Below are 20526 nucleotides of genomic sequence, written 5' to 3' on the forward strand. Positions count from 1 at the left end.
GCCCTCGGCGAAGGCGACTGCACCGCACCGGGGCGCCAGTACGGCGAATACGAGAACTCCGTGGGCACCGGCCAGGTCCTGCTCTGGTTCGACCCACCCACCGGCGGTTTCCCCTCCCCCCGGCGCACCGACCCCTCCAACGACCCCTACCCCTACCCGTACCCCGGCTGATGTGCCCCGGGCCGTACGGCGCGCTCCGTTATCGTCGGGAGAACGCGCCGGTCGGCCCGGGTCCGTGGAAGCTTCCGATCTCTCAACGTGGAAAGGGCCGTTGATGCCCGAATATCGCAGAATCCTGCTCGACGGCGCCGCCACCCAGGTGCGACGTGAGGGCGAAGAGCTGGTCAGCGCCGACGGGCGGGTGGTCGGCGTCGAGGAGGCCGTGCACCTGCCGCCGGTCGTCCCCTCGAAGGTCGTCGCGGTGCACCTCAACCACCGCAGCCGGGTCGAGGAGTTCATGACGAGCCTGCCCGACGCCCCGACCTACTTCCACAAGCCCACCTCCTCCCTGAACGCGCACAAGGGCGCCGTCGTGCGTCCCGAGCGCTGCAAGTACCTCAACTACGAGGGCGAGGTGGCCATCGTCATCGGGCGCACGGCCAGGAACGTCTCCCCTGCCGAGGCGGGTGACTACATCGCCGGTTACACCATCGGCAACGACTACGGGCTGCACGACTTCCGCGACACCGACGCCGGGTCCATGCTGCGCGTCAAGGGCTCCGACACGCTGTGCCCGCTCGGCCCCGGCCTGGTCACCGACTGGGACTTCCACGGCAAGCGGCTGCGCACCCTCGTCAACGGGAAGGTGGTGCAGGACGGCTCCACCGACGAGATGGAGTGGGACATGCACTATCTGGTGGCCGACATCGCCCGCACCATCACCCTCTACCCCGGCGACGTGCTGCTGTCGGGCACCCCGGCCAACTCCCGCCCGGTCCAGCCCGGCGACGTGGTCGAGGTCGAGGTCGAGGGGCTCGGCAAGCTGACCAACCACATCGTGACCGGCCCCGCGCCGATCCGCGACGACTGCGGCGCCCAGCCGACCGAGTCGGAGGAGGTCATCTCCACCACCTTCGGCGGCGACTGGGAGTTCCGCGGCATCCGCGCCCCCATCCGCTAACCTCTGTCTGCCTTTCACCGGTGTTCCGTCTTCTCGCAGAGAAAGAAGGAGCACCGGTGTTTACTTTCCAGGGAAATTATTTCTTTAGAAAATAACGGTCTATAGGCGCTTATATCGTTATAAAGGCAGGGAAATCTGGGACATAGAGGACTGTTGGGCGTGATGCCAATAACATCCCGAGCAAGCGTGCGCGTGGCGGGCTGACCGTCGGCGGACGACCAGGATGACGAGCGGTCCGGCGCCCCCCGCGATCCGCCGACCGCGTCCGGAGGACCGCGCCATGAGAGCAGAGACCAGGACGCCACCCCAGGTTCCGGCCGTGCCGTGGAGCCATCCGTGACCGGCGCCGCCCCGGCCCTGCTGGTCGGGCGGGACGCGGAGCTGCGTGGCCTCCTGCTCGCGGTCACCCGCCCACCCGCGGTGGTGATGGTCGAGGGCGAGGCGGGAATCGGCAAGTCCCGGCTGGTCAGCACGGCCGTCAACCGGCTGCGCAGGAGCAGGCGCACGGTCCTCACCGGGCGGTGCAGGCAGGGCCGTACCCCCTTCCCCTACGGACCGGTCCTCGACGCGCTGCGCCAGACGGCCGGTGCCCTGCCCGCGCGGGAGCGGCTGAGCCCGGTCATCGGGGCCCTGAGCGGCCACCTGCCCGAGCTGGCCGGGGACCTGCCGATCGCCCCGCCCGCGCTCGGCGACCCCAGGGCCGAGCGGCACCGCCTCTTCCGCGCCGCGCACGCGCTGCTGTCCGCGCTGGCCCCCGCCGTACTCGTGGTCGAGGACCTGCACTGGGCCGACGAGGGCACCCGTGACCTGCTGCGTTTCCTCAGCGACCCGATGCCGACCGGGCTGGCGCTGGTGCTGACCTACCGGCGTCACGAGCTGCCGGTCGCCGGGCTGCCGCTCGGGCACGCGCTGCGGCGCTCGCCGGGCACGAGCGGCGGGGTGGTCGCGCTGGGCCCGCTGACGGCCGAGGGGGTGCGGGAGCTGGCCCGCGCGCTGCTCGGCCGCGAGGAGGTCTCGCCCGCCTTCGCGGCGAAGCTGCTCGAACGTACGGCGGGCATCCCGCTCGTGGTCGAGGAGGTGCTGGACACGCTGCGGGCCACGCCCGGGGAGGATTCCGAAGGGGAGGACGGCGAGGTCGACGCCCTCGACCGGCTGCCGGTGCCGCCGTTCCTGCGCGAGGTGACGGCCGACCTGCTCGCCGGGCTGTCCCCGGCCGGGCTCGCGGTGACCCACGCCGCCGCCGTACTCCACGTCCCCGCAGAGGAGACGCTGCTCGCCGAGGTGTGCGCCAGACCCGAGCCCGACGTGGCGCGGGGGCTGCGCGAGGCGCTCGCGGCCGGTGTCCTGCGGGAGTACGACGACGGCAGGTACGGCTTCCGCCACGCCCCCGCCCGGCAGGCCGCCTACGAGACGATCCCGGGACCCGACCGCAGGGCGGCCCACACCAGGGCGCTGACCGCGCTCGCCCAGGCCGTTCCCATGCCGCTCGCCGAGCTGTCCTTCCACGCCCGTCACGCCGGTGACCTCGACGCCTGGCAGCGGTACGGCTCGGCGGCGGCCGACCGGGCGGCGGAACTGGGCGACATCCCCGGCGCGATCGAGACGCTCGGCGGCATGCTCGCCGACCCCAGGCTGCCGAGGACGGGCCGCAGTGACCTGATGCTGCGCTTCAGCGGGCTGGCGATCGGCGGCGTCTCGCACGGCCGGGTGACGCGGCTGCTGCGCCGCCTGCTCGCCGACCCCCAGCTTCCCCGCAGCGTCCGTGGCGAGGTACGGCTCAACCTCGGGGTGCTGACCTGCAACCAGGCCGGGGCCGCGGCGGCGGGCAGACAGGAGGTCCTCTCGGCCCTCGCCGACCTGGACGACCAGCCCGTCCCCCTCGCCAGGGGGCTGGCGCTGCTGGCCGTACCGTATTGGGGGGACGAACCGCTCGCCAGGCACGTCGAGTGGATGGACCGGGCGGAACGGCTGGTGAAGGCCTGCGACAGCCCGGAGCTGACGGCGACCGTCCAGGCCAACAAGGTGACGCTCGCGATGTCGGTCGGCGACCCGGGGGCGTTCGCCCTGGCGGAGAGGCTGCCCGGCCCAGGGGAGCCGACGGTGATACGGCGGCAGACGGCCCGCGCCTACGCCAACCTGTGCGACGCGGCGACCAGCCTGGGCCGCTACGCCGACGCCGAGCGGTTCGCCCGCGAGGGCACCAGGATCGCCGAGGAGACGGGCGCCCCCTACCCCTCCTACCTGGTCGAGGTGACCTCGGTCCGGCTCGACTGGCTGACGGGCCGGTGGGAGGGGCTGCGGGAACGGGCACTGGCCATCGTGGAGCGGACCTCTGAGGCGCCGCTCATCGCGGTCGACGCGCGGCTGGTGCTCGGCCTGCTGGCGCTGGCGACGGGCGAGTGGGAGGAGGCGCGCGAGCACCTGTACGCCACGGGGCTGCGCGATCCCGACTCCGGCTTCCAGCCGCTGCTGGCCACCGCCTCCGCGGGGCTGATCGACCTGTACCTGGCCAGGGAGGCGCTCGACACCGCACTGACCGAGGTCGAGGAGGCGGTGGCCAGGCTGCGGCGCAAGGGGGTGTGGGTCTGGGGAGACCGCCTGGTCCCCTCGGCCGTCACCGCGCTGCTGTCCGCCGGGCGGCGCGAGGACGCCTCCGCGCTGACCGCCGACTTCGCAGAGGGCGTCGAGAACAGGGACTCTCCCGCCGCGCGGGTCGCGCTGCTGCTGGCCAGGGGCGCGCTGGCCCACGCCGAGGGCGGGTACGGCACGGCGGTCGATCTGCTCTCCCGGGCCAGGGCCGTACTGGAGGCGATGCCCCAGCCGTACGGCGTGGCCCGCGCGATGGAGGAGGAGGCCAGGTCGCTGATCGCGCTCGGGGACCGTCCCGCGGCGACCAGGACGCTCACCGACGCGGCCGGGCGGTTCACCGAGCTCGGGGCGGCCCACGACGCGGCGCGCTGCCGCAGGACGCTGCGCACGATCGGCGCCGGGGTGCTGCTGCCCCGGGGCAGGAGAAGACAGAACGCGCTCTCCCAGCGGGAGAGCGAGGTGGCCAGGCTGGTCGCGCTCGGCCGTACGAACGGGGAGATCGCGGAGGTGCTCTTCCTGTCGCCGCGGACTGTCGAGACGCACGTGGCCAAGGTGCTGCGCAAGCTGGGCGTGCGCTCCCGCACCGAGGTCGTGCTGCCCGGCGAATCGCTCAGGCAGGGACACGGCGAGCCCCGGCCGGAGTGATCCGGCCGGGGCTCCCCCCCACCGAGAGGACAGGGGTCAGGCGCGCGTCACACCGTGATGCTCCACGAGGTGAGCGTGCCGGTCACACCGTCCTGCCGGTTGTCCATGACCAGCAGGTACCACGTGCCGGTCGCGTTCGCGGAGACGGGCACGTCGAAGGTCTGTGCCTGCGACCACGGGGTGCAGGCGCTGCCGAACTCGGACTGCTTGACGGGGATGAACTCCCCGCCTCCGGGGGCCAGCAGCCACACCGACAGGCTCTCCCCACAGGGGTGGTTGACGGTCGCGGAGATCCGCACCGGGGAGTTGGCCTGGCCGCTGGCGGTCGAGGTGACCGGGCTGAAGGCGTAGGTGGTGTCGGTGACGGGGTAGCTGCTGGTGCTGGTGAAGGTCCGGTCACCGGGCGGGTTGGTCGGGGTGACGGTCGGCGTCACCGTGGGCGTCACGGTCGGGGTGGAGGTGGGCGTCACGGTCGGGGTCGGGCTCGGGGACGGGCTGGAGCCGACGGCGGCCTTCCAGATGGCGTAGGCGGTCGCGTCGCCCGCCCGGTCGAGGATGGTGTCGTTGATGTTGGTCGTGGTGTCGCAGGCGGAGTGGTAGCAGGAGTCGTAGGCCCTGCCCGCCGTACCGCCCCACTTGGTGGCCTGCGCCGAGGTCTTGGTGGCGCTGGCACCCGCGGCGACACCGGAGGTGGCGATGCCCGCGTTGCGGAAGGAGGCGTCGTCGGAGCGGTTGGCGCCCTCGACGTTCTCCTCCGTCTGGACCCCGATGCTCGTGTAGAAGGCCTTGAGGTCGGTCGCGGCGGCGGTGTTGATGTTGTTGATGAAGTAGCCGCCGTTGGGCGAGCCGACCATGTCGAAGTTCAGGTACTGCTTGATCTTGGAACGCTCGGTCGAGCCGAGCGAGTTGACGTAGAACTTCGAACCGAGCAGCCCCTGCTCCTCGTCCGTCCACCAGCCGAAGCGCACGTGCTTGTTCATGGTGGGGTTCTTCGCGGCCAGGGTCAGCGCGACCTCAAGCAGCATGCCGGAGCCGGAGGCGTTGTCGTTGATGCCGGGACCGGCCGAGACGCTGTCGAGGTGGGCACCGGCCATGATGACCTGGTTGGTGTCGCCACCGGGCCAGTCGGCGATCAGGTTGGGACCGGCGCCACCGGTGCAGCCGCTGGTGCAGTTCTGCCGGGTGACGGTGTAGCCCGCGGCGCGCAGCTTGTTCTCGACGTAGGTCACCGAGGCGGTGTAGCCGGCACCGGTCGAGCGGCGGTTGCCGCCGTTGCTGCTGGCGATGCTCTGGAACTGCTGCAGGTGGGACTTGACGTTGGCCACGCTGATGTCCGGGATGTCACCGGGACCCGTCGTGGGGGTGACGGTGGGGGTCACGGTCGGCGTCACCGTGGGCGTCACGGTCGGCGTCGGGCTGGCGGTCGGCGTGGTGCAGGTGGCCTCACCGGACTGGGCCGGGACGCTGACCGCAGTCCAGGCCGCCTTGACCGCGGCGCACTCGACGCTGGCGTTGCCGTACAGCTCGACGGCGGCGGCGACGGTGGCGACACGGACGTTGGCGTGCCGCCAGGTGGAGGTCTTGCGCAGCAGGCCGTTCAGGTAGATCTTGCCGGCCTTCTGGATGCCGATGCCCGTCAGGCTGGACGGACCGGCGCAGACCGGGCTGTTCGGCTTGCCACCGCCCGGGTTGGTGCCCTCGGCGAGCAGGTAGAACCAGTGGTTCTGCGGCCCGGCCGCGGCGTGCACCTCGGTGTTGGGGATCGAGGAGGAGTAGCAGTTGGGGTCGTTGTTCACCAGCGACGGCTGCGCCATGTTCCTGATCGGGCCACGGCCGACGAGGTTGACCTCCTCGCCGACCGTGTAGTCCGGCGGGTCGTTGGGGTTGTTCGCGTAGTTCTCCAGCAGGGCGCCGAAGATGTCACCGGTCGACTCGTTCAGGCCGCCGATCTCGTTGCCGCTGCCGGAGCTGCCGCTGCCCGCGAACTGGAAGATGGCGTGGCCGTACTCGTGGCCGACGACGTCCATCGAGGTGGCCTGCTGGCTGTTGGCCTGGTTGTGGCCGAAGTTGGTGTAGGAGCCGTTCCAGAACGCGTTGACGTCGTTCAGGCCGACCCGGGCGGGGAAGCCACCGCCACGGCCGTTGAAGCCGTTGTAGCCGAACCAGTCCCGGAGCATGTCCCACTCCTTCTGGGCGGCCCAGAGAGAGTCGACACAGGCGGCCTCAAGGTTCGTGCCCTGCCCGTTGCCCCAGGAGTCACTGCTCTTGGTGTACGGCGAGCCGTTCTGACCGCCGCACGCCAGGCCGCTGCGGGTGGTGTCCCGCATCGTGTAGGAGCTGCCCGAGCCGGAGGTGGTGATCGTCACCTGGCCGTTGTAGAAGCCGTTGCCGGTGCCGTACCTGACCAGGTCGTAGGCGTCCACGATCGAACCGTCGAGGGCGTCCACGAACACGTGCTGGATGCTCGGCTTGCGGTCGGCGATGCCGGAGACCACGGCCTCCCAGGCGAGCCTGTCGCCCTTCTCCCCGGCCCGCACCACGAGCTTGGGCTCCTGGGAGTCGTCAACCCGGGACAGCCGGGTCTTGGCGACCGTCAGGGCCTTCTTCGCGGTGATCTTCGGGGTCAGCGCGATGTCGTCGGTGGTCGGGCCGGTGGCCACGGCGGTGTCGGTGACCTGCCCGGCCGCGTCGGTGACGACGACCGCGTCACCGCCGACCACCGGCAGCCCCTTGTAGGTGCGCGCGTAGCTGACGTACTGCATGCCACCGGCGCCGGAGGTCACACCGGTGCGTTCGTAGGTCTCCTCGGGACCCTTGCGCAGCTTGCCGAACCCGGTGGCGATCGCCTTGTCCGCGGCCTTGGCGGCCAGCGACTTGGGATCGGCGGGGGCCGCGTTCGACGAGTTCTCCAGGACGGCCTGTCCGGCCGCGCTCACAGGTGATGTGTAAAGGGCCGTCGCCGCGATCGTGGCGACGCTCGCCGTCACCGCGATCAGTGCCTTCCGTCTCATACGTGTTGCTCCTTGCTGGCTTCCCCGCCTACCCGGCCGTCGTGGGGGTGGACGCCGGGCTCCGCCGTCACCGGGAATGTCCGGGAGGTACGGCACGTCACGGGGATTGGGGGGCAGAAAAGGGATGAGGTTCTCACCCTGTTGGCCAGACCGTAGGCACTGAGCCGTCACCGTAAAATCCGTTGATATATCCGTAGCTCTGGAGGAAAAGCTACGTATCTCCCCCCGGAAAAGCCGGTCCGAGGGCCTCGGGACCCGCCACCCCCTTTTCCCGAAATTTCATGACAAGGGGGATGACGTGCCCGGGAGCGGTGCTGTGGACGGTGGGCGGCGGGGGATATCGCACGGAGCTATGGAGGCCCGTTGGGTGCAAACGACCTCGGTCCCGTGCGAGCTTGAGGAAAGCCCAGCCATCCGGTTCCGAAAGTCCTTCCGCTCCTCCACGGGGCTTCCTCGCGGAACTCTGCCGCGGAGCTCTTTCGCGGAGCCGGACACCCCCAGGCCGAGGAGACCACCATGGATGCCGAGAACCACCCTCTGGAGAACGACGAGACCGCAGGCGGAATCAGCCGCAAGACTCTGCTGAAGGCCGCCGTCATGGGCGCGCCGATCCCGCTGCTGATAGGCCAGGCCGTACCCGCGCTGGCCAGGGACACCGGCCGGAACGGACGCCTGCTCGACCCGACACCGTTCTGCGGGACCGGAGACCAGCCGACCATCTCGCAGACCGAGGGCCCCTACTTCAAGCCCAACTCGCCCCAGCGCGACACGCTGCCCGGCTCCGGCACCGCGCTGACGGTCAGCGGCTTCGTCTTCAACCGCTCCTGCCAGCCGCTGGCCAACGTCCTGCTGGACTTCTGGCAGGCCGACAACCAGGGGAACTACGACAACACCGGATTCGAGTTCCGGGGCCACCAGTTCACCAACGCGCAGGGCGCCTTCAGGCTGACCACGATCGTGCCCGGCCTCTACCCGGGGCGCACCCGGCACATCCACGTCAAGCTCCAGGCCCCCGGCCGTCCGGTGCTGACCACGCAGCTCTACTTCCCGGGTGAGCCGCGCAACAGCACCGACACGATCTACGACCCCCGGCTGCTGATGGACGTGCGCACCAACGGCAACGGGCGGGAGGCGACCTACGACTTCGTGCTGAACGTCACCGGGACCCCGACTCCCACCCCGACGCCGACGCAGACCTCGACCCCGACGCCCACCTCCTCCCCCGGGAACGAGTGGCGGGCGGGCGTGTACTACCGGGTCGGTGACCTGGCCACCTACAACGGCGTGCTCTACCGCTGCCTGGCGGCCCACACCTCCTATCCGGGCTGGGAGCCGCCGAACTACAGCTTCCTGTGGGCCCGGGTCTGACCCGTCCATGAGCCGCGGGCGTGAGGTGCCAGACTTCCACGCCCGCACGGCCTGCTCCGTGGGTCCTCACCCCGTGGCGACGATCCACAGAACAGGCCGAGGGACCGGCGCCGTGCGGGGTGCGACACCTCCCCCACGGTGTCCTCGCGGCGCCGGTCCCCTTGTCTATCAGGGGGTGCTCACGGCGGCCTTCCAGATGGCGTAGGCGGTCGCGTCACCCGCCCGGTCCAGAACCGTGTCGCTGATGTTGGACGTGGTGTCACAGGAGGAGTGGTAGCAGGAGTCGTAGGCGCTGCCCGCCGTACCGCCCCACTTGGTCGCCTGGGCCGAGGTCTTGCGGGCGCTGGCACCGGCCGCGACACCGGAGGTGGGGATGCCCGCGTTGCGGAAGGAGGCGTCGTCTGAGCGGTTGGCGCCCTCGACGTTCTCCTCGGTCTGGACGCCGATGCTCGTGTAGAAGGCCTTGAGGTCGGTCGCCGCCGCGGTGTTGATGTTGTTGATGAAGTAGCCGCCGTTGCGGGAGCCGACCATGTCGAAGTTCAGGTACCGCTTGATCTTCGAGCGCTCGGTCGAGCCGATCGAGTTGACGTAGAACTTCGAACCGAGCAGGCCCTGCTCCTCGTCGGTCCACCAGCCGAACCGCACGTGCTTGGCCATGGCCGGTCTGGACTGGGCGAGGGTCAGCGCGACCTCAAGCAGCATCGCGGAGCCCGAGCCGTTGTCGTTGATGCCCGGACCGGCCGAAACGCTGTCGAGGTGGGCACCGGCCATCACGACCTGGTTGGCGTCACCGCCCGGCCAGTCGGCGATCAGGTTGGGGCCCGCACCCCGGCTGCAGCCGCTGGTACAGCTCTGCCGGGTGACGGTGTAGCCCGCGGCGCGCAGCTTGTTCTCGACGTAGGTGACCGAGGCGGTGTAACCCGGGCCGGTCGAGCGGCGGTTGCCGCCGTTGCTTGAGGCGATGCTCTGGAACTGCTGCAGGTGAGCCTTGATGTTGGCCAGGCTGACCCCGGGGACAGCCGCGGATGCCAGGGTGGTGCCCGGGACGACGGCGGGGACGTTGACCGCTCTCCAGGCCGTCCAGACGGCGACGTACTCGGGGCTGCCGAAGCCGTACAGCTCGGCCGCGGCGGCGAGGGTCGCGCGGCGGACGTCGACGTGACGCCAGGTCGAGGTCCTGCGCAGCAGGCCGTTCAGGAAGATCTTGCCCGCCTTCTGGATGCCGATGCCCTTCAGGTAGGACGGACCGGCGCAGACCGGGCTGTTCGGCTTACCGCCGCCGGGGTGGGTGCCCTCGGCGAGCAGGTAGAACCAGTGGTTCTGCGGCCCGGCCGCCGCGTGCACCTCGGCGACGGCGATCGCGGCGGAGTAGCAGTTGTGGTCGTTGTTTATCAGCGACGGATTGGCCATGTTCCTGATCGGGCCGGTGCCGATCAGGTCGACCTCCTCGCCGACCGTGTAGTCCGGCGGGTCGTTGGGGTTGTTGGCGTAGTGTTCGAGCAGCGCGCCGAAGATGTCGCCGGTCGACTCGTTGAGCCCGCCGGTCTCGTTCCCGGTGCCCATGGTGCCGCTGCCCGCGAACTGGAAGATGACGTGGCCGTACTCGTGGCCGACAACGTCCATCGCGGTGGCCTGCTGGGTGTTCGCCCGGTTGTGGCCGAAGTTGGTGGAGGAGCCGTTCCAGTACGCGTTGGCGTCGTTCAGGCCGACCCGCGTCGGGAAGCCGCCGCCACGGCCGTTGAAGCCGTTGTAGCCGAACCAGTCGCGGAGCATGTCCCACTGCCGCTGGACGGCCCACAGGGCGTCGACGCAGCCGGTCTCCAGGCTGGTGCCGGTCCCGTCACCCCAGGAGTCGACGGTCTTGGTGTACGGCACGCCGTTCTGCCCGCCGCAGGCCAGGCCGCTGCGGGTGGGGTCCTTCATCGTGTAGGAGCCGTCCGAGCCGGAGGTGGAGATCGTCACCTGGCCGCTGTAGAAGCCGTTGCCGGTGCCGTACTTGACGAGGTCGTAGGCGTCGATGACCGAGCCGTCGAGGGCGTCCACGAACACGTGCTGGACGCTCGGTTTCCGGTCGGCGACGCCGGAGACCTCGACCTCCCAGGCGAGCTTTTCGCCCTTCTCCCCGGCCCGCACCACGAGCCTTGGCTGCTCGGCCCTGTCCACCTGGGACAGCCTGGCCTTGGCGACCCGCAGGGCACTCCTCGTGCTGACCTTCGGGGTCAGCGCGACGTCTCCGGTGGGGCCGGTGGCCGCGACGGTGTCGGTGACCTGCCCGGCCGCGTCGGTGACGACAACCGCGTCACCGCCGACCACCGGCAACCCCCTGTAGGTGCGCGTGTAGCCGACGTACTGCATGCCACCGGCGCCGGAGGTCACGCCCGTGCGTTCGAAGCTCTCCTCCGGGCCTCTACGTAACGTGCCCTCGGCGACCGCCTTGTCCGCCGCCTGCGCGGCCAGCGCCCTGGGATCGCTTCCCGGGTCGGCCGTCGTCGCGTTCGACGTTCCCGGGGTGGTCTGTCCTGACGCGCTCACGGGCGCCGTGTAGAGCGTGGTCGCCGCGACCGTGGCGACGCCCACCGCGACCGCGATCAGTCCCTTACGTTTCATGCGTGTCGTTCCTTCCTGGCTTCCCCGCCTGCCCGGCCGTCGTGGGGTGGATGCCGGGCGCCGCCACCACCGGAAACATCCGGAAGGTACGGAACATCACGGGGATTGGGGGGACAGAAAAGGGATACGGTTCCAACTTTTTCGGCCAAACGGTAAGCACTAAGTGGCCACCGAAAAACCATCGCCACATGCGTGGCCCAATAGAAGAAGCTACGTATCTCCCCCCGAAAAAACCACCCCTGCGCCAGGGAGATCCTTCCTCCAATTACCGAAATTTCATGAAAAGGAAGGCACTATATCGGGGCCACGACGCCGCAAACAATGAACAGCCAGGGGGTATTACCCAAAACTATGGACACCCGTTGGGTACGAATAATCCCAATTCCACACGACCTTAAACAAACCAGCTCGCGCCGTGTCAGGCCTCCAGCACACGAAGCACCCACGTGTCCAGATGCAGGCAGTCACGCCGCAGAGCGGCAAGGCCGTACGCCTCGATGGCGCGAGGCCCATCATGGGTCTTCCGGTATCCCGGGCACAGCGCCAGGATGCGCTTCGAGGGGGCGGTCTCCCTTCCGCCGTTGACCAGCTCGGGTCCCCCGGCCCGCTCGACCTGCTTGCGCAACTCGACGGCGACCTTCGGCTTGCCGAGGAGCTTCCCCAGTTCGTTCGCCGCGGCGAACACCCACGTCTCCGTCTCGTGCAGGACGAGGTTCGGAATGAAACGCGGGTTGTCGTCCAGAGCACGATGGATGGCTCTTTCCACATGCTCGACGCATGTGTGAGGCGTCCCACCCGGAAGGTCGTCCATCCCCGGGGCGCCCTGGGGAAGGCCGTAATAGTCGATGAGCGTGGTGACACGGTGGTAGCTGGGATTCCGCAGCAGGAGCCGCAGATCGCGCTCGATCTTCTGCCAGGCGCTCACCCCGCCCCTTCCCGCTGTTCCTCCGGCCGGCCTGCTGGTCTTCAGGATGACCGGTGTGAGCCACACATCGTCGCCAAGCTGCGGGTTCAGCACGTCCCGGACGACGATCTCCTCGGTCTGTCCTTCGACGAGGACGCAGATGTGCCGCACGGATCAACCCCGGGGAGAGTGCGACTCGGGCGTCGGCCGTCCCCCGAGCACGTTCTTCTCCCACAGCTCCCCGAGGGAGTAGTCGTCGAGCCATTCCTGGAGAGCCTCGGCATCCGGCCTGCGCAGGACCGTTCCCCCCTCGTCTCTCTCGACCACCACGAGGTCGTCCAGAGAGAACTGGTTGAGCAGGGTCACCGACTGGGTGGCGATGACGATCTGACTGTGGGTGGCGGCGGATCTCAGCATGTCCGCCAACTGGACGATCGCGAACGGGTGCAGTCCCAACTCGGGTTCGTCCAGAGCAAGCAGGGCTGGAGGCCGCGGCTGCAGGAGAAGTGTGGTCAGACAGATGTAACGCAGGGTGCCGTCCGAGAGGGCCTCCGCAGGAAAGACCGCGTCAACGCCCTGCTGACTCCAGCGAAGACTGGTCCGCCCCTTGGCGTCCTCCGCCAGGACGAAGTCGCGGAAGAACGGCGCCATCACCTGCACCGTGCTTCTTATCCGTTCGTAGCTTTCCGGGTACTCCACCCGCAGGTACAGGAGGAAGGCGGCGAGATTCCCCGCGTCCGGCCGCAGAAAGTCCTGACCGTCCACGTAGCCGAGTTGTTTGACCGGGGCGTTCCTGCTGGTGTCCTGGAAGTGGAAGACCCGGCATCCCCGCAGGATGTCCACCACGTCCTCCGTGTCCTCCGGCGCGGTGTGCAGGAGCGTCTCCCGGTGGCCTCCACCCCACTGTTTCGTGAAGCCCCGACGGTCGACCCTCTCCTGTTTGAAGATCAGTGTGTCGTTCGCCGCGGGAACCAGCACCGCCTCGTAGCCGTTCGTCACCTTGCCGTCTCCGGCCTCTATCCGCAGGACGATGGCTCCCCCGCCCTTGGCCCCCGCGTGCAGGAGGGCCTGGGCTCCTCCCCTGAGGCCGACCTCAAGGCCGAGCTCGCCGTCAACGATCCTGCCGAGCAGTTCCATGGCGGCGATGAAGTTGCTCTTGCCCGCGCCGTTCGCCCCCACCAGGAGCGTGATGTCCCCCGGTTGGACATCGGCCCGGCGGATCGAGGTGTATCCCTCGACGTGGATGTTCTGGATCTTGCGCGGCATATCCCAAGCGTACGGCTTGGCCCCTCTCCCTCTCAGCTCTCCCGGCCCGCGATGAGGATCGCCACGCCGTCGAGGATGCGGTCGAGGCCGAAGCCGAGGGCGCCTTCCGGGTCGGCGGGGGCGTCGTACTCCTGGCCCGCCGCCTGGCCGACGCGGGAGGCGACGGGGAACCTGGTCTCGTCGGCGACCTTGTCGAGCAGGGGGGCGTTGGCGACCCACCACTCGTTGTCGGACATCCCGCTGTCACGCCTGGCCTGCTCCAGGCTCGCCCTGCTTCTCGCGGTGCCCTCGACGTGGGTGAGGACCAGGGTGAGGACGGCGTCCATCTCCAGGTCGGTCAGGCCGATGCCGTCGAGGGGCCGTAGCTCGGCCTCGTACTTGAGCACCGCGTTCGGCCCCAGGGTGGGGCGGCCCCCGGTGACCTGCAACATCCAGGGGTGGCGTAGGTAGAGGTCCCAGTTGCGCGCGGCGACGAAGCGCAGCGCCCCCCGCCAGCCGCCGGGCTGTGAGCGAGGCGCGTCCACGTCGTCGTAGAGCTGGCCGTACGTCGTGTCGATCATGAGATCCACCAGCTCGGTCTTGCCGGGCACGTGGGTGTAGAGGGACATGGTGCCGACCCGCAGCCGCTCGGCGACCTGACGCATGGAGACGGCCTCGATGTCCTCGGCGTCGGCCAGCTCGACGGCGGCCTCGACGATCGCGCGGATGGTCAGCCCGGACCTGCCCGGCCTGCCGTGCGCCCCCCACAGCAGGGCGAGGCTGCGCGCGGGGTCGGCGCCCTTTCTTCCGCTCACGGGAACAGTCTCCAAACCTTCGGCGTTGACCCCACTATAGTCATTCAGTACGGTGTACGGTACGCCGTACGACAGAAAGGGGTGAACGTGGGGCAACCCGAGTTCACGATCGACGCCGAGGATGTGCGCAAGCGCTATCCGAAGGCGCCGGAGGGGACGGGCCTGAACGGCTTCGACCTGCGGGTGCGGGCGGGCTCGGTGCGCGGGCTGCTCGGCCCCAACGGGGCAGGCAAGACAACCGCGGTGCGGATCCTGGCCACGCTGCTCGACGCCGACGCGGGGCGGGTGAGCGTCGCGGGCTTCGACGTCAGGACGCAGGCGCGGCAGGTCCGTCAGCGGATCGGGCTCGTCGGGCAGTACGCCGCCGTCGACGAGGTGCTGACCGGGCGGCAGAACCTCGTGATGTTCGGCAGGCTGAACCACCTGCCCGGCCCGGTGGCCAGGCGCAGGGCCGACGAGCTGCTCGAACGCTTCTCCCTGACCGACAGCGCGACCAGGTCGGCCTCGACCTACTCGGGAGGCATGCGGCGCAGGCTCGACCTCGCCGCGAGCCTGATCGTGGCGCCGTCGGTGCTGCTGGTGGACGAGCCGACGACCGGCCTCGATCCCGCGGCCCGCGCCGAGGTGTGGGAGGCGATCCGCGAGCTGGCCGACTCGGGCACGACCGTGCTGCTGACCACCCAGTATCTGGAGGAGGCCGACCGGCTGGCCGATCGGATCTCGATGCTCAGCGCGGGCAGGATCGTCGCCGAGGGCAGCCCGGACGAGCTCAAGGCCACCGTCGGCGGCGACCGGATCGACGTCGTGCTGTCCCGGGAGGCGGACGTGGACGTCACGAAGGTCCTCGCCGCCAGGTTCGCCTCCGGCGAGCCGTACGCCGAGGGCAACCGGGTCAGCGTCCCGGTCGGCGAGCGCACCCGCGCGCTGGTCGAGCTGGTGTCCGCGCTGAACGAGGCGGGTGTCGAGCCCGAGGACATCACCCTGCGCCGCCCGACACTCGACGAGGTCTTCCTCAAGCTCACCAAGGAGAAGGAGTTGGTCCGATGACGGCGCTGTCCACGCTCGGCTGGGCGTTCGCCGACACCTGGACGATCACCAGGCGCGACCTGAGCCACTGGGCCCTGCGCCCCGGCACGGTCGCGATCGGCTGGGTCTTTCCCGTCATGATCGTGCTGATGTTCGGCGGCCTGTTCGGCGGGGCGATCGAGGTGCCCGGCGCGGGAGGTTACTTCGACTTCCTGATGCCCGGAATGTTCGCCCTGACCATGTTCTTCGGCCTGGAGAACACGATGATGGCCGTGACGACCGACGCCTCGAAGGGCGTGACCGACAGGTTCCGCTCGATGCCGATGAGCCCGCTGGCCGTCGTGGCGGGCCGCTGCGTCGCCGACATGCTCAACTCGGTGGTCGGCCTGGCCATCATGGTCGGCGCGGGGTTCGCGCTCGGCTGGCGCTGGCACGAGGGGTACGGCTCGGCCCTGGCGGCCTTCGGGCTGCTGTTCCTGCTGCGCTTCGCCCTGCTGTGGGTCGGCATCCTGATGGGTCTGGCCGCAGGTGGCCCCGAGGCGGTGGCGGCCGTGCAGATCCTGGTCTGGCCGGTCGGCTTCCTGTCCAGCGTCTTCGTCGATCCGGCCACCATGCCGTCCTGGCTGGGCGCGATAGCCGAGTGGAACCCGCTGTCGGTCACGGCGGCGGCCGTACGGGACCTGTTCGGGACGCCGGGCTTCGAGGCCGGGTCGTGGATCACCCGGAACGCGACGCCGATGGCGGTCGTGTGGCCGCTGCTGCTCGTCGCGGTCTTCCTGCCGCTGGCCGTACGGAAATATCGTAATTTGGGCAGGTGATGAGGCGAGGGCCGTCCCGGGACGGCCCTCGTTCTCAGGCGCCCGTGCGCTCGTAGACGACCTTTCCACCCAGGACGGTCAGGTCGACCGGCATGGCGGCGTAGTCGTGCGGGTCGGTGGCGCGCAGGTCACCGCCGAGGACGCACAGGTCGGCGACCTTGCCGACCTCGACGGTGCCCTTCCAGGACTCGGCGAAGTCCTGGCGGGCGGGGTTGACCGTGTAGGCGCGCAGCGCGCTCTCCAGGTCGACACACTGGTCGGGGCCGCTGACCCTGCCGGTCGCCTTGGACTCGCGCAGCATCATCGCCGCGACGGCCTGACGCCAGTTGGGCTCGGTGATCGGCGCGTCCGAGCTGGAGCAGACCGCGACGCCCGCCTCGACCGCGGAGCGGACCGGCCACTGGTACTCAGAGCGCGCCTTGCCGAGGATGTCGTCCATCATGTCGGCCGTCATCCACTTGATGCCGGGGTTCATGTTGACCGAGTAGCCGTGCGCGGCGAGTTTGGCCAGGCTCTCGGCCGAGACGAAGTCACCGTGGATGAGATAGTGCCGGGCGTCGGGACGCGGGTGGACCTCGTTGGCCGCGACGAAGGCGTCAACCACGGCGTCGATACCCCGGTCACCGGTGACGTGCACGCCGAGCTGGTAGCCCGCGGCGTGCGCGTGCCTGATCATCTCCCGCAGCTCGGCCTCCTGCAGGGCGTCGGTCGCGCCGTGCACGCACAGCGAGCCATAACCGCCCGCGCTGCCGTACGGCTCGTGCATCCAGGCGGTCTCGTTGGGCGGGACACCGTCAGCGAAGATCTTCACGCCGATGACCGACAGCAGGTCGGGGTCGATGTCCTCGGGCACGCCGAGCCCTTCGAGACCGGCGACCAGGTCGGCCGCGGAGCCGCCGATGGCGGCGGGCAGCAGCAGGACCCTGACCCTGGCGCCGAGCTCTCCGGCGCGGGCCAGCTCGACGTAGGCGTTGAGGGACTCGGTGCTGAGGCCACCGCCGAGGATCTGGGTGCCGCCGGGGCCGAGGCCCGGCTCGGTGTAGCTGGTGATGCCCTCCGCGTGCAGGGCGGCGACGGCCGAGCGGATGGCCTCCTTGCGCTGCTCGACGCTCGCGATCGGGATGAGGCCCTGCACGAGAGCCTGGGCGGCCTCCTTCAGGATGCCGGTCGGCTCACCGTCGGCGCCGATCTCGATCACTCCACCGGGAGGAGAGACGGTCTCGCGGGTGATCCCGGCGATCTCCAGGGCCTTGGCGTTGACCCACAGCATGTGCGCGGAGAAGTCGGTAAGCGCCACGGGGTGGTCGGGCGAGACGGCGTCAAGGTCGCGGTGGTGCGGACGGCGGCTCTGGTCGGCGAGCACCTCGTCGAGGTAGCCGAGGTCCCAGCCGAGGCCGGTGATCCACTCCCCCTCGGGGGTGGTCTCGGTGGCCTGCCGTACGGTCTCGGCGATGTCGGCGATGGACCTGACGGCGGGATAGCCCACGCTGAGCGCGAAGGGCGGCCTGGTGAGGCCCCACGCCGCACCGTGCAGGTGCGAGTCGTTGATGCCCGGCAGGAGCGTACGGCCCGCGAGGTCGATCGTCCGGGTCTCCGGTCCAGCCAGCGCCTCGATCTCGGCGTTCCCGCCGACGGCGATGATGCGTCCGTCCCGCACCGCGACCGCCTGGGCCACGGAGAAGTCGGCGTCGACGGTCAGGACGTCGCCGTTGACCAGGATCAGGTCCGCTGGTTGGGACATCGAGGGCCTCCAAGGGTTGTTTGAATGAATGTATGGACCCAAATGACTCTCCGTCAATGGGCGCCGCACGGTACGAACCTTGCCAACGACCAGCTCCGGGACATACCGTTTGGATCCAAATCTTTAGATGTCAGGCGACCGACAGGCGGAGGCGTGGCTGTGGCGACCCCGAAGATGCTGCTCATCCTCAGCGAGAACTGGACGATGACACCGGGTGACGACCTGGCCTCCGTCGTCCGGTGGGCCCGCGAGGCGGAGGAGGCCGGGTTCGACTCGGTGATGCTCAGCGAGCACATCGTCCTCGGTCCCGACTCCGGGGCGCTGGGTGTGATGCCCAACCCCAGGGAGTACGCGCTGCCCGGCAACCAGGACCCGGCGACCTCCTGGCCCAACTCGATCGTCCTGCTCAGCGCCATCGCCGCGGTGACCACCCAGATCCGGCTCGTCGCCGGGGCGATCCTGGCGCCGCTGCGCCACCCGCTGGTGCTGGCCAAGGAGATGGCCACCCTGGACCGCCTCAGCCAGGGCCGCCTGGTCGTGCTCCCCACGGTGAGCTGGAGCCGTGACGAGTACGCCGCCCTCGGCGTGCCGTACGAGAAGCGGGGAAAGCTGCTCGACGAGCACCTCGCCGCGTGGGAGCTGCTCTGGCAGGAGTCTCCTGCGAGCTTCGACGGCGAGTACTACCCGTTCGAGGACGTCTACCTGGAGCCCAAGCCCTTCCGCCCCGGCGGCCCCACCCTCTGGTTCGGCGGCCAGACCCTGCACGGTCCGCTGCTGCGGCGCCTGGTGCGCTACGGCCACGGCTTCAACCCGCTGGGCAGGCCGAAGCCCGAGGAGCTCGACCTGCTCGCGAACGCCATGCGCGAGGCCGGACGCGACATCTCCGAGATCGAGATGATCGGCGGCACCCGGGCGATCTTCCCCGACAACGACTCGGTCGCCGACCTCGACCAGGCGCTGGACACCATCCCCGACCAGATGGCCCAGGGCTTCGACACCTTCTGCATCAAGCCGTCCCAGTTCACCGACGACCCGCACGACGTCGCGGCCTTCTGCCGCCGCGTGATGGCCCGCGTCGAGACCTTCACCAGCTAAGGAGACCCATGGACACCCTGCGCAACGTCATCGACGGGCAGAGCCGGGAGCCCGCGGGCGGTGAGTGGATGGACCTCGTCGACCCCGCGACGGAGAAGGTGTACGGCCGCGCCCCCCGCTCGGGCGCCAAGGACGTCACCGCCGCGGTCACCGCCGCCACCGAGGCCGCGCGCTCCTGGCGGCGCAGCACCCCGGCCAGGCGCCAGGAACTCCTGCTCGACCTCGTCCGCCTGATGGAGGACAACCTCGAAGCGCTCACCGACGCCGAGGTGCGGGCGACCGGCAAGCCCAGGGGAATCACCCGGCGCGTTGACGTCGGCGGCTCCATCGACGCCATCCGCTACTTCGCCGGCGCCGCCCGCGTCCTGGAGGGGCTGGGCGCCACCGAATACGCCGAGGGCCACACCTCTTTCGTACGGCGTGAGCCGATCGGCGTCGTCGCCCAGGTGACGCCGTGGAACTACCCGCTGATGATGGCCGCCTGGAAGATCGGCCCCGCCCTGGCCGCGGGCAACACGCTGGTCATCAAGCCCGCGGACAGCACCCCCGGCTCGACCGTGCTGCTCGGCGAGCTGTGCGCGAAGGTCTTCCCGCCCGGCGTCGTCAACGTCGTCTGCGGCGACCGCGACACGGGCCGGGCGCTCGTCGAGCACCCCGGCGTCGAGATGGTCGCCATCACCGGCTCCACCCGCGCCGGGATCGAGGTCATGCGCTCGGCCGCCGACGACCTCAAGGACGTCCACCTGGAACTCGGCGGCAAGGCCCCCGCCGTGGTCTTCGCCGACGTGGACGTTGCCGCGACGGCAAGCTCCATCGCCGAGGCCGCCTTCTTCAACACCGGCCAGGACTGCACCGCCGTGACCCGCGTGCTGGTCGAGGAGAGCGTCGCCGAGGCCTTCACCGAGGCTTTGGCCAAGGCCGCTCAGGCGCTGACCGTAGGGGCTCCCGACGAGGAGGGCGTCTTCCTCGGTCCGTCCAACAACGCCGCGCAGGCCGAGCGGGTCGCCGCCTTCGTCGAGGGCCTGCCCGCCCACGCCCGCGTCGTCACCGGCGGCAACCGCCTGGACCGACCCGGCTACTTCTTCGCCCCGACCGTGGTCGCCGGGGTCCGCCAAGACGACGACATCGTCCAGCAGGAGGTCTTCGGCCCGGTCGTGACCGTCCAGTCCTTCGCCGACGAGCGGGAGGCGATCGAGCTGGCCAACGGCGTCCCCTACGCCCTGGCCTCCAGCGTCTGGACCCGCGACACGGGCCGGGCGATGCGCCTGACTGCGGAACTGGACTTCGGCGCGGTGTGGGTCAACTGCCACCAGGTGATCATCCCCGAACTGCCCCACGGCGGCTTCAAGCACTCGGGCACCGGCAAGGACCTGTCGCGGTACGGCTTCGACGCCTACACCCGCGTGAAGCACGTGATGATCAGCCACTCCTGACGACCATCTTTTTCGACGTCCCCCGGGTTTGTTGAGCCCGGAGGACGTCTGCCGCTTGAGGGCGGCCTTGTGATGGTTGGCAGAAATCATGTTGTTTTTGGCAATTAAC

General features: G+C 69.9%; 13 protein-coding genes. 7 read left to right on the plus strand and 6 right to left on the minus strand.

The features are described 5' to 3' along the window. The first annotated feature begins 274 nt into the window (after positions 1-274). Both FHS44_RS38910 and FHS44_RS38915 read left to right on the plus strand, forming a co-directional pair. The gene (locus FHS44_RS38910; RefSeq protein WP_184725393.1) at positions 275-1120 is read left to right on the plus strand and encodes a fumarylacetoacetate hydrolase family protein; all 846 of its coding nucleotides are present in this window, start codon (positions 275-277) and stop codon (positions 1118-1120) included. Between the two features lie 336 nt (positions 1121-1456). After that, on the plus strand, positions 1457-4354 hold the full coding sequence (locus FHS44_RS38915) for an ATP-binding protein (RefSeq protein ID WP_312864002.1): 2898 nt from the start codon (positions 1457-1459) through the stop codon (positions 4352-4354). A 47-nt stretch (positions 4355-4401) separates the two neighbouring features. Here the strand turns inward: FHS44_RS38915 and FHS44_RS38920 are convergent, their stop codons facing one another. After that, positions 4402-7365, minus strand: coding sequence for a M28 family peptidase (locus FHS44_RS38920; RefSeq protein WP_184725395.1), 2964 nt, complete (start codon positions 7363-7365; stop codon positions 4402-4404). Between the two features lie 516 nt (positions 7366-7881). Here FHS44_RS38920 and FHS44_RS38925 point away from each other — a divergent pair. Beyond that, on the plus strand, positions 7882-8733 hold the full coding sequence (locus FHS44_RS38925; RefSeq protein WP_184725397.1) for a dioxygenase family protein: 852 nt from the start codon (positions 7882-7884) through the stop codon (positions 8731-8733). A gap of 168 nt (positions 8734-8901) precedes the next feature. On the opposite strand, the gene FHS44_RS42165 is transcribed toward FHS44_RS38925, so the two are convergent. From FHS44_RS42165 to FHS44_RS38945, 4 genes are all read right to left on the minus strand, one after another. Next, complete coding sequence (locus tag FHS44_RS42165) at positions 8902-11340, minus strand: M28 family peptidase (RefSeq protein ID WP_184725399.1); 2439 nt, start codon at positions 11338-11340, stop codon at positions 8902-8904. Between the two features lie 418 nt (positions 11341-11758). Then, positions 11759-12415, minus strand: a complete 657-nt coding sequence (locus FHS44_RS38935) for a DUF4276 family protein (protein ID WP_184725401.1) — start codon at positions 12413-12415, stop codon at positions 11759-11761. Positions 12416-12418: 3 nt separating this feature from the next. Further along, entirely contained in the window at positions 12419-13510 is a 1092-nt protein-coding gene (locus FHS44_RS38940; RefSeq protein ID WP_184725404.1) for an AAA family ATPase, read from the minus strand. A gap of 32 nt (positions 13511-13542) precedes the next feature. Beyond that, positions 13543-14304 (minus strand): TetR/AcrR family transcriptional regulator, encoded by a 762-nt coding sequence (locus tag FHS44_RS38945; RefSeq protein ID WP_184725406.1) that lies wholly within the window; start codon positions 14302-14304, stop codon positions 13543-13545. 87 nt (positions 14305-14391) lie between these two features. On the opposite strand from FHS44_RS38945, the gene FHS44_RS38950 reads away from it, so the two are divergent. Both FHS44_RS38950 and FHS44_RS38955 read left to right on the plus strand, forming a co-directional pair. Next, the gene (locus tag FHS44_RS38950) at positions 14392-15351 is read left to right on the plus strand and encodes an efflux ABC transporter ATPase subunit, DrrA-related (RefSeq protein WP_184725413.1); all 960 of its coding nucleotides are present in this window, start codon (positions 14392-14394) and stop codon (positions 15349-15351) included. After that, positions 15348-16148 carry an ABC transporter permease gene (locus FHS44_RS38955; RefSeq protein WP_184725414.1) on the plus strand — a complete coding sequence of 267 codons (801 nt, stop codon included), beginning with the start codon at positions 15348-15350 and terminating at the stop codon, positions 16146-16148. The genes FHS44_RS38950 and FHS44_RS38955 overlap by 4 nt, the downstream gene beginning before the upstream one ends. A gap of 34 nt (positions 16149-16182) precedes the next feature. Here FHS44_RS38955 and FHS44_RS38960 read toward each other — a convergent pair whose 3' ends face one another. Continuing rightward, a complete protein-coding gene (locus FHS44_RS38960; protein ID WP_184725416.1) occupies positions 16183-17889 on the minus strand; it encodes an amidohydrolase in 1707 nt (568 codons plus the stop codon). Positions 17890-18048: 159 nt separating this feature from the next. Here FHS44_RS38960 and FHS44_RS38965 point away from each other — a divergent pair, with 159 nt between their 5' ends. Beyond that, positions 18049-18984, plus strand: a complete 936-nt coding sequence (locus tag FHS44_RS38965) for a TIGR03619 family F420-dependent LLM class oxidoreductase (protein ID WP_221461830.1) — start codon at positions 18049-18051, stop codon at positions 18982-18984. Between the two features lie 8 nt (positions 18985-18992). Further along, complete coding sequence (locus FHS44_RS38970; protein ID WP_184725418.1) at positions 18993-20417, plus strand: gamma-aminobutyraldehyde dehydrogenase; 1425 nt, start codon at positions 18993-18995, stop codon at positions 20415-20417. The last annotated feature ends 109 nt before the right edge of the window (positions 20418-20526 follow it).

The organism is Streptosporangium saharense (assembly GCF_014203715.1).
In the GTDB taxonomy this organism is placed as follows: Bacteria; Actinomycetota; Actinomycetes; order Streptosporangiales; family Streptosporangiaceae; genus Streptosporangium; species Streptosporangium saharense.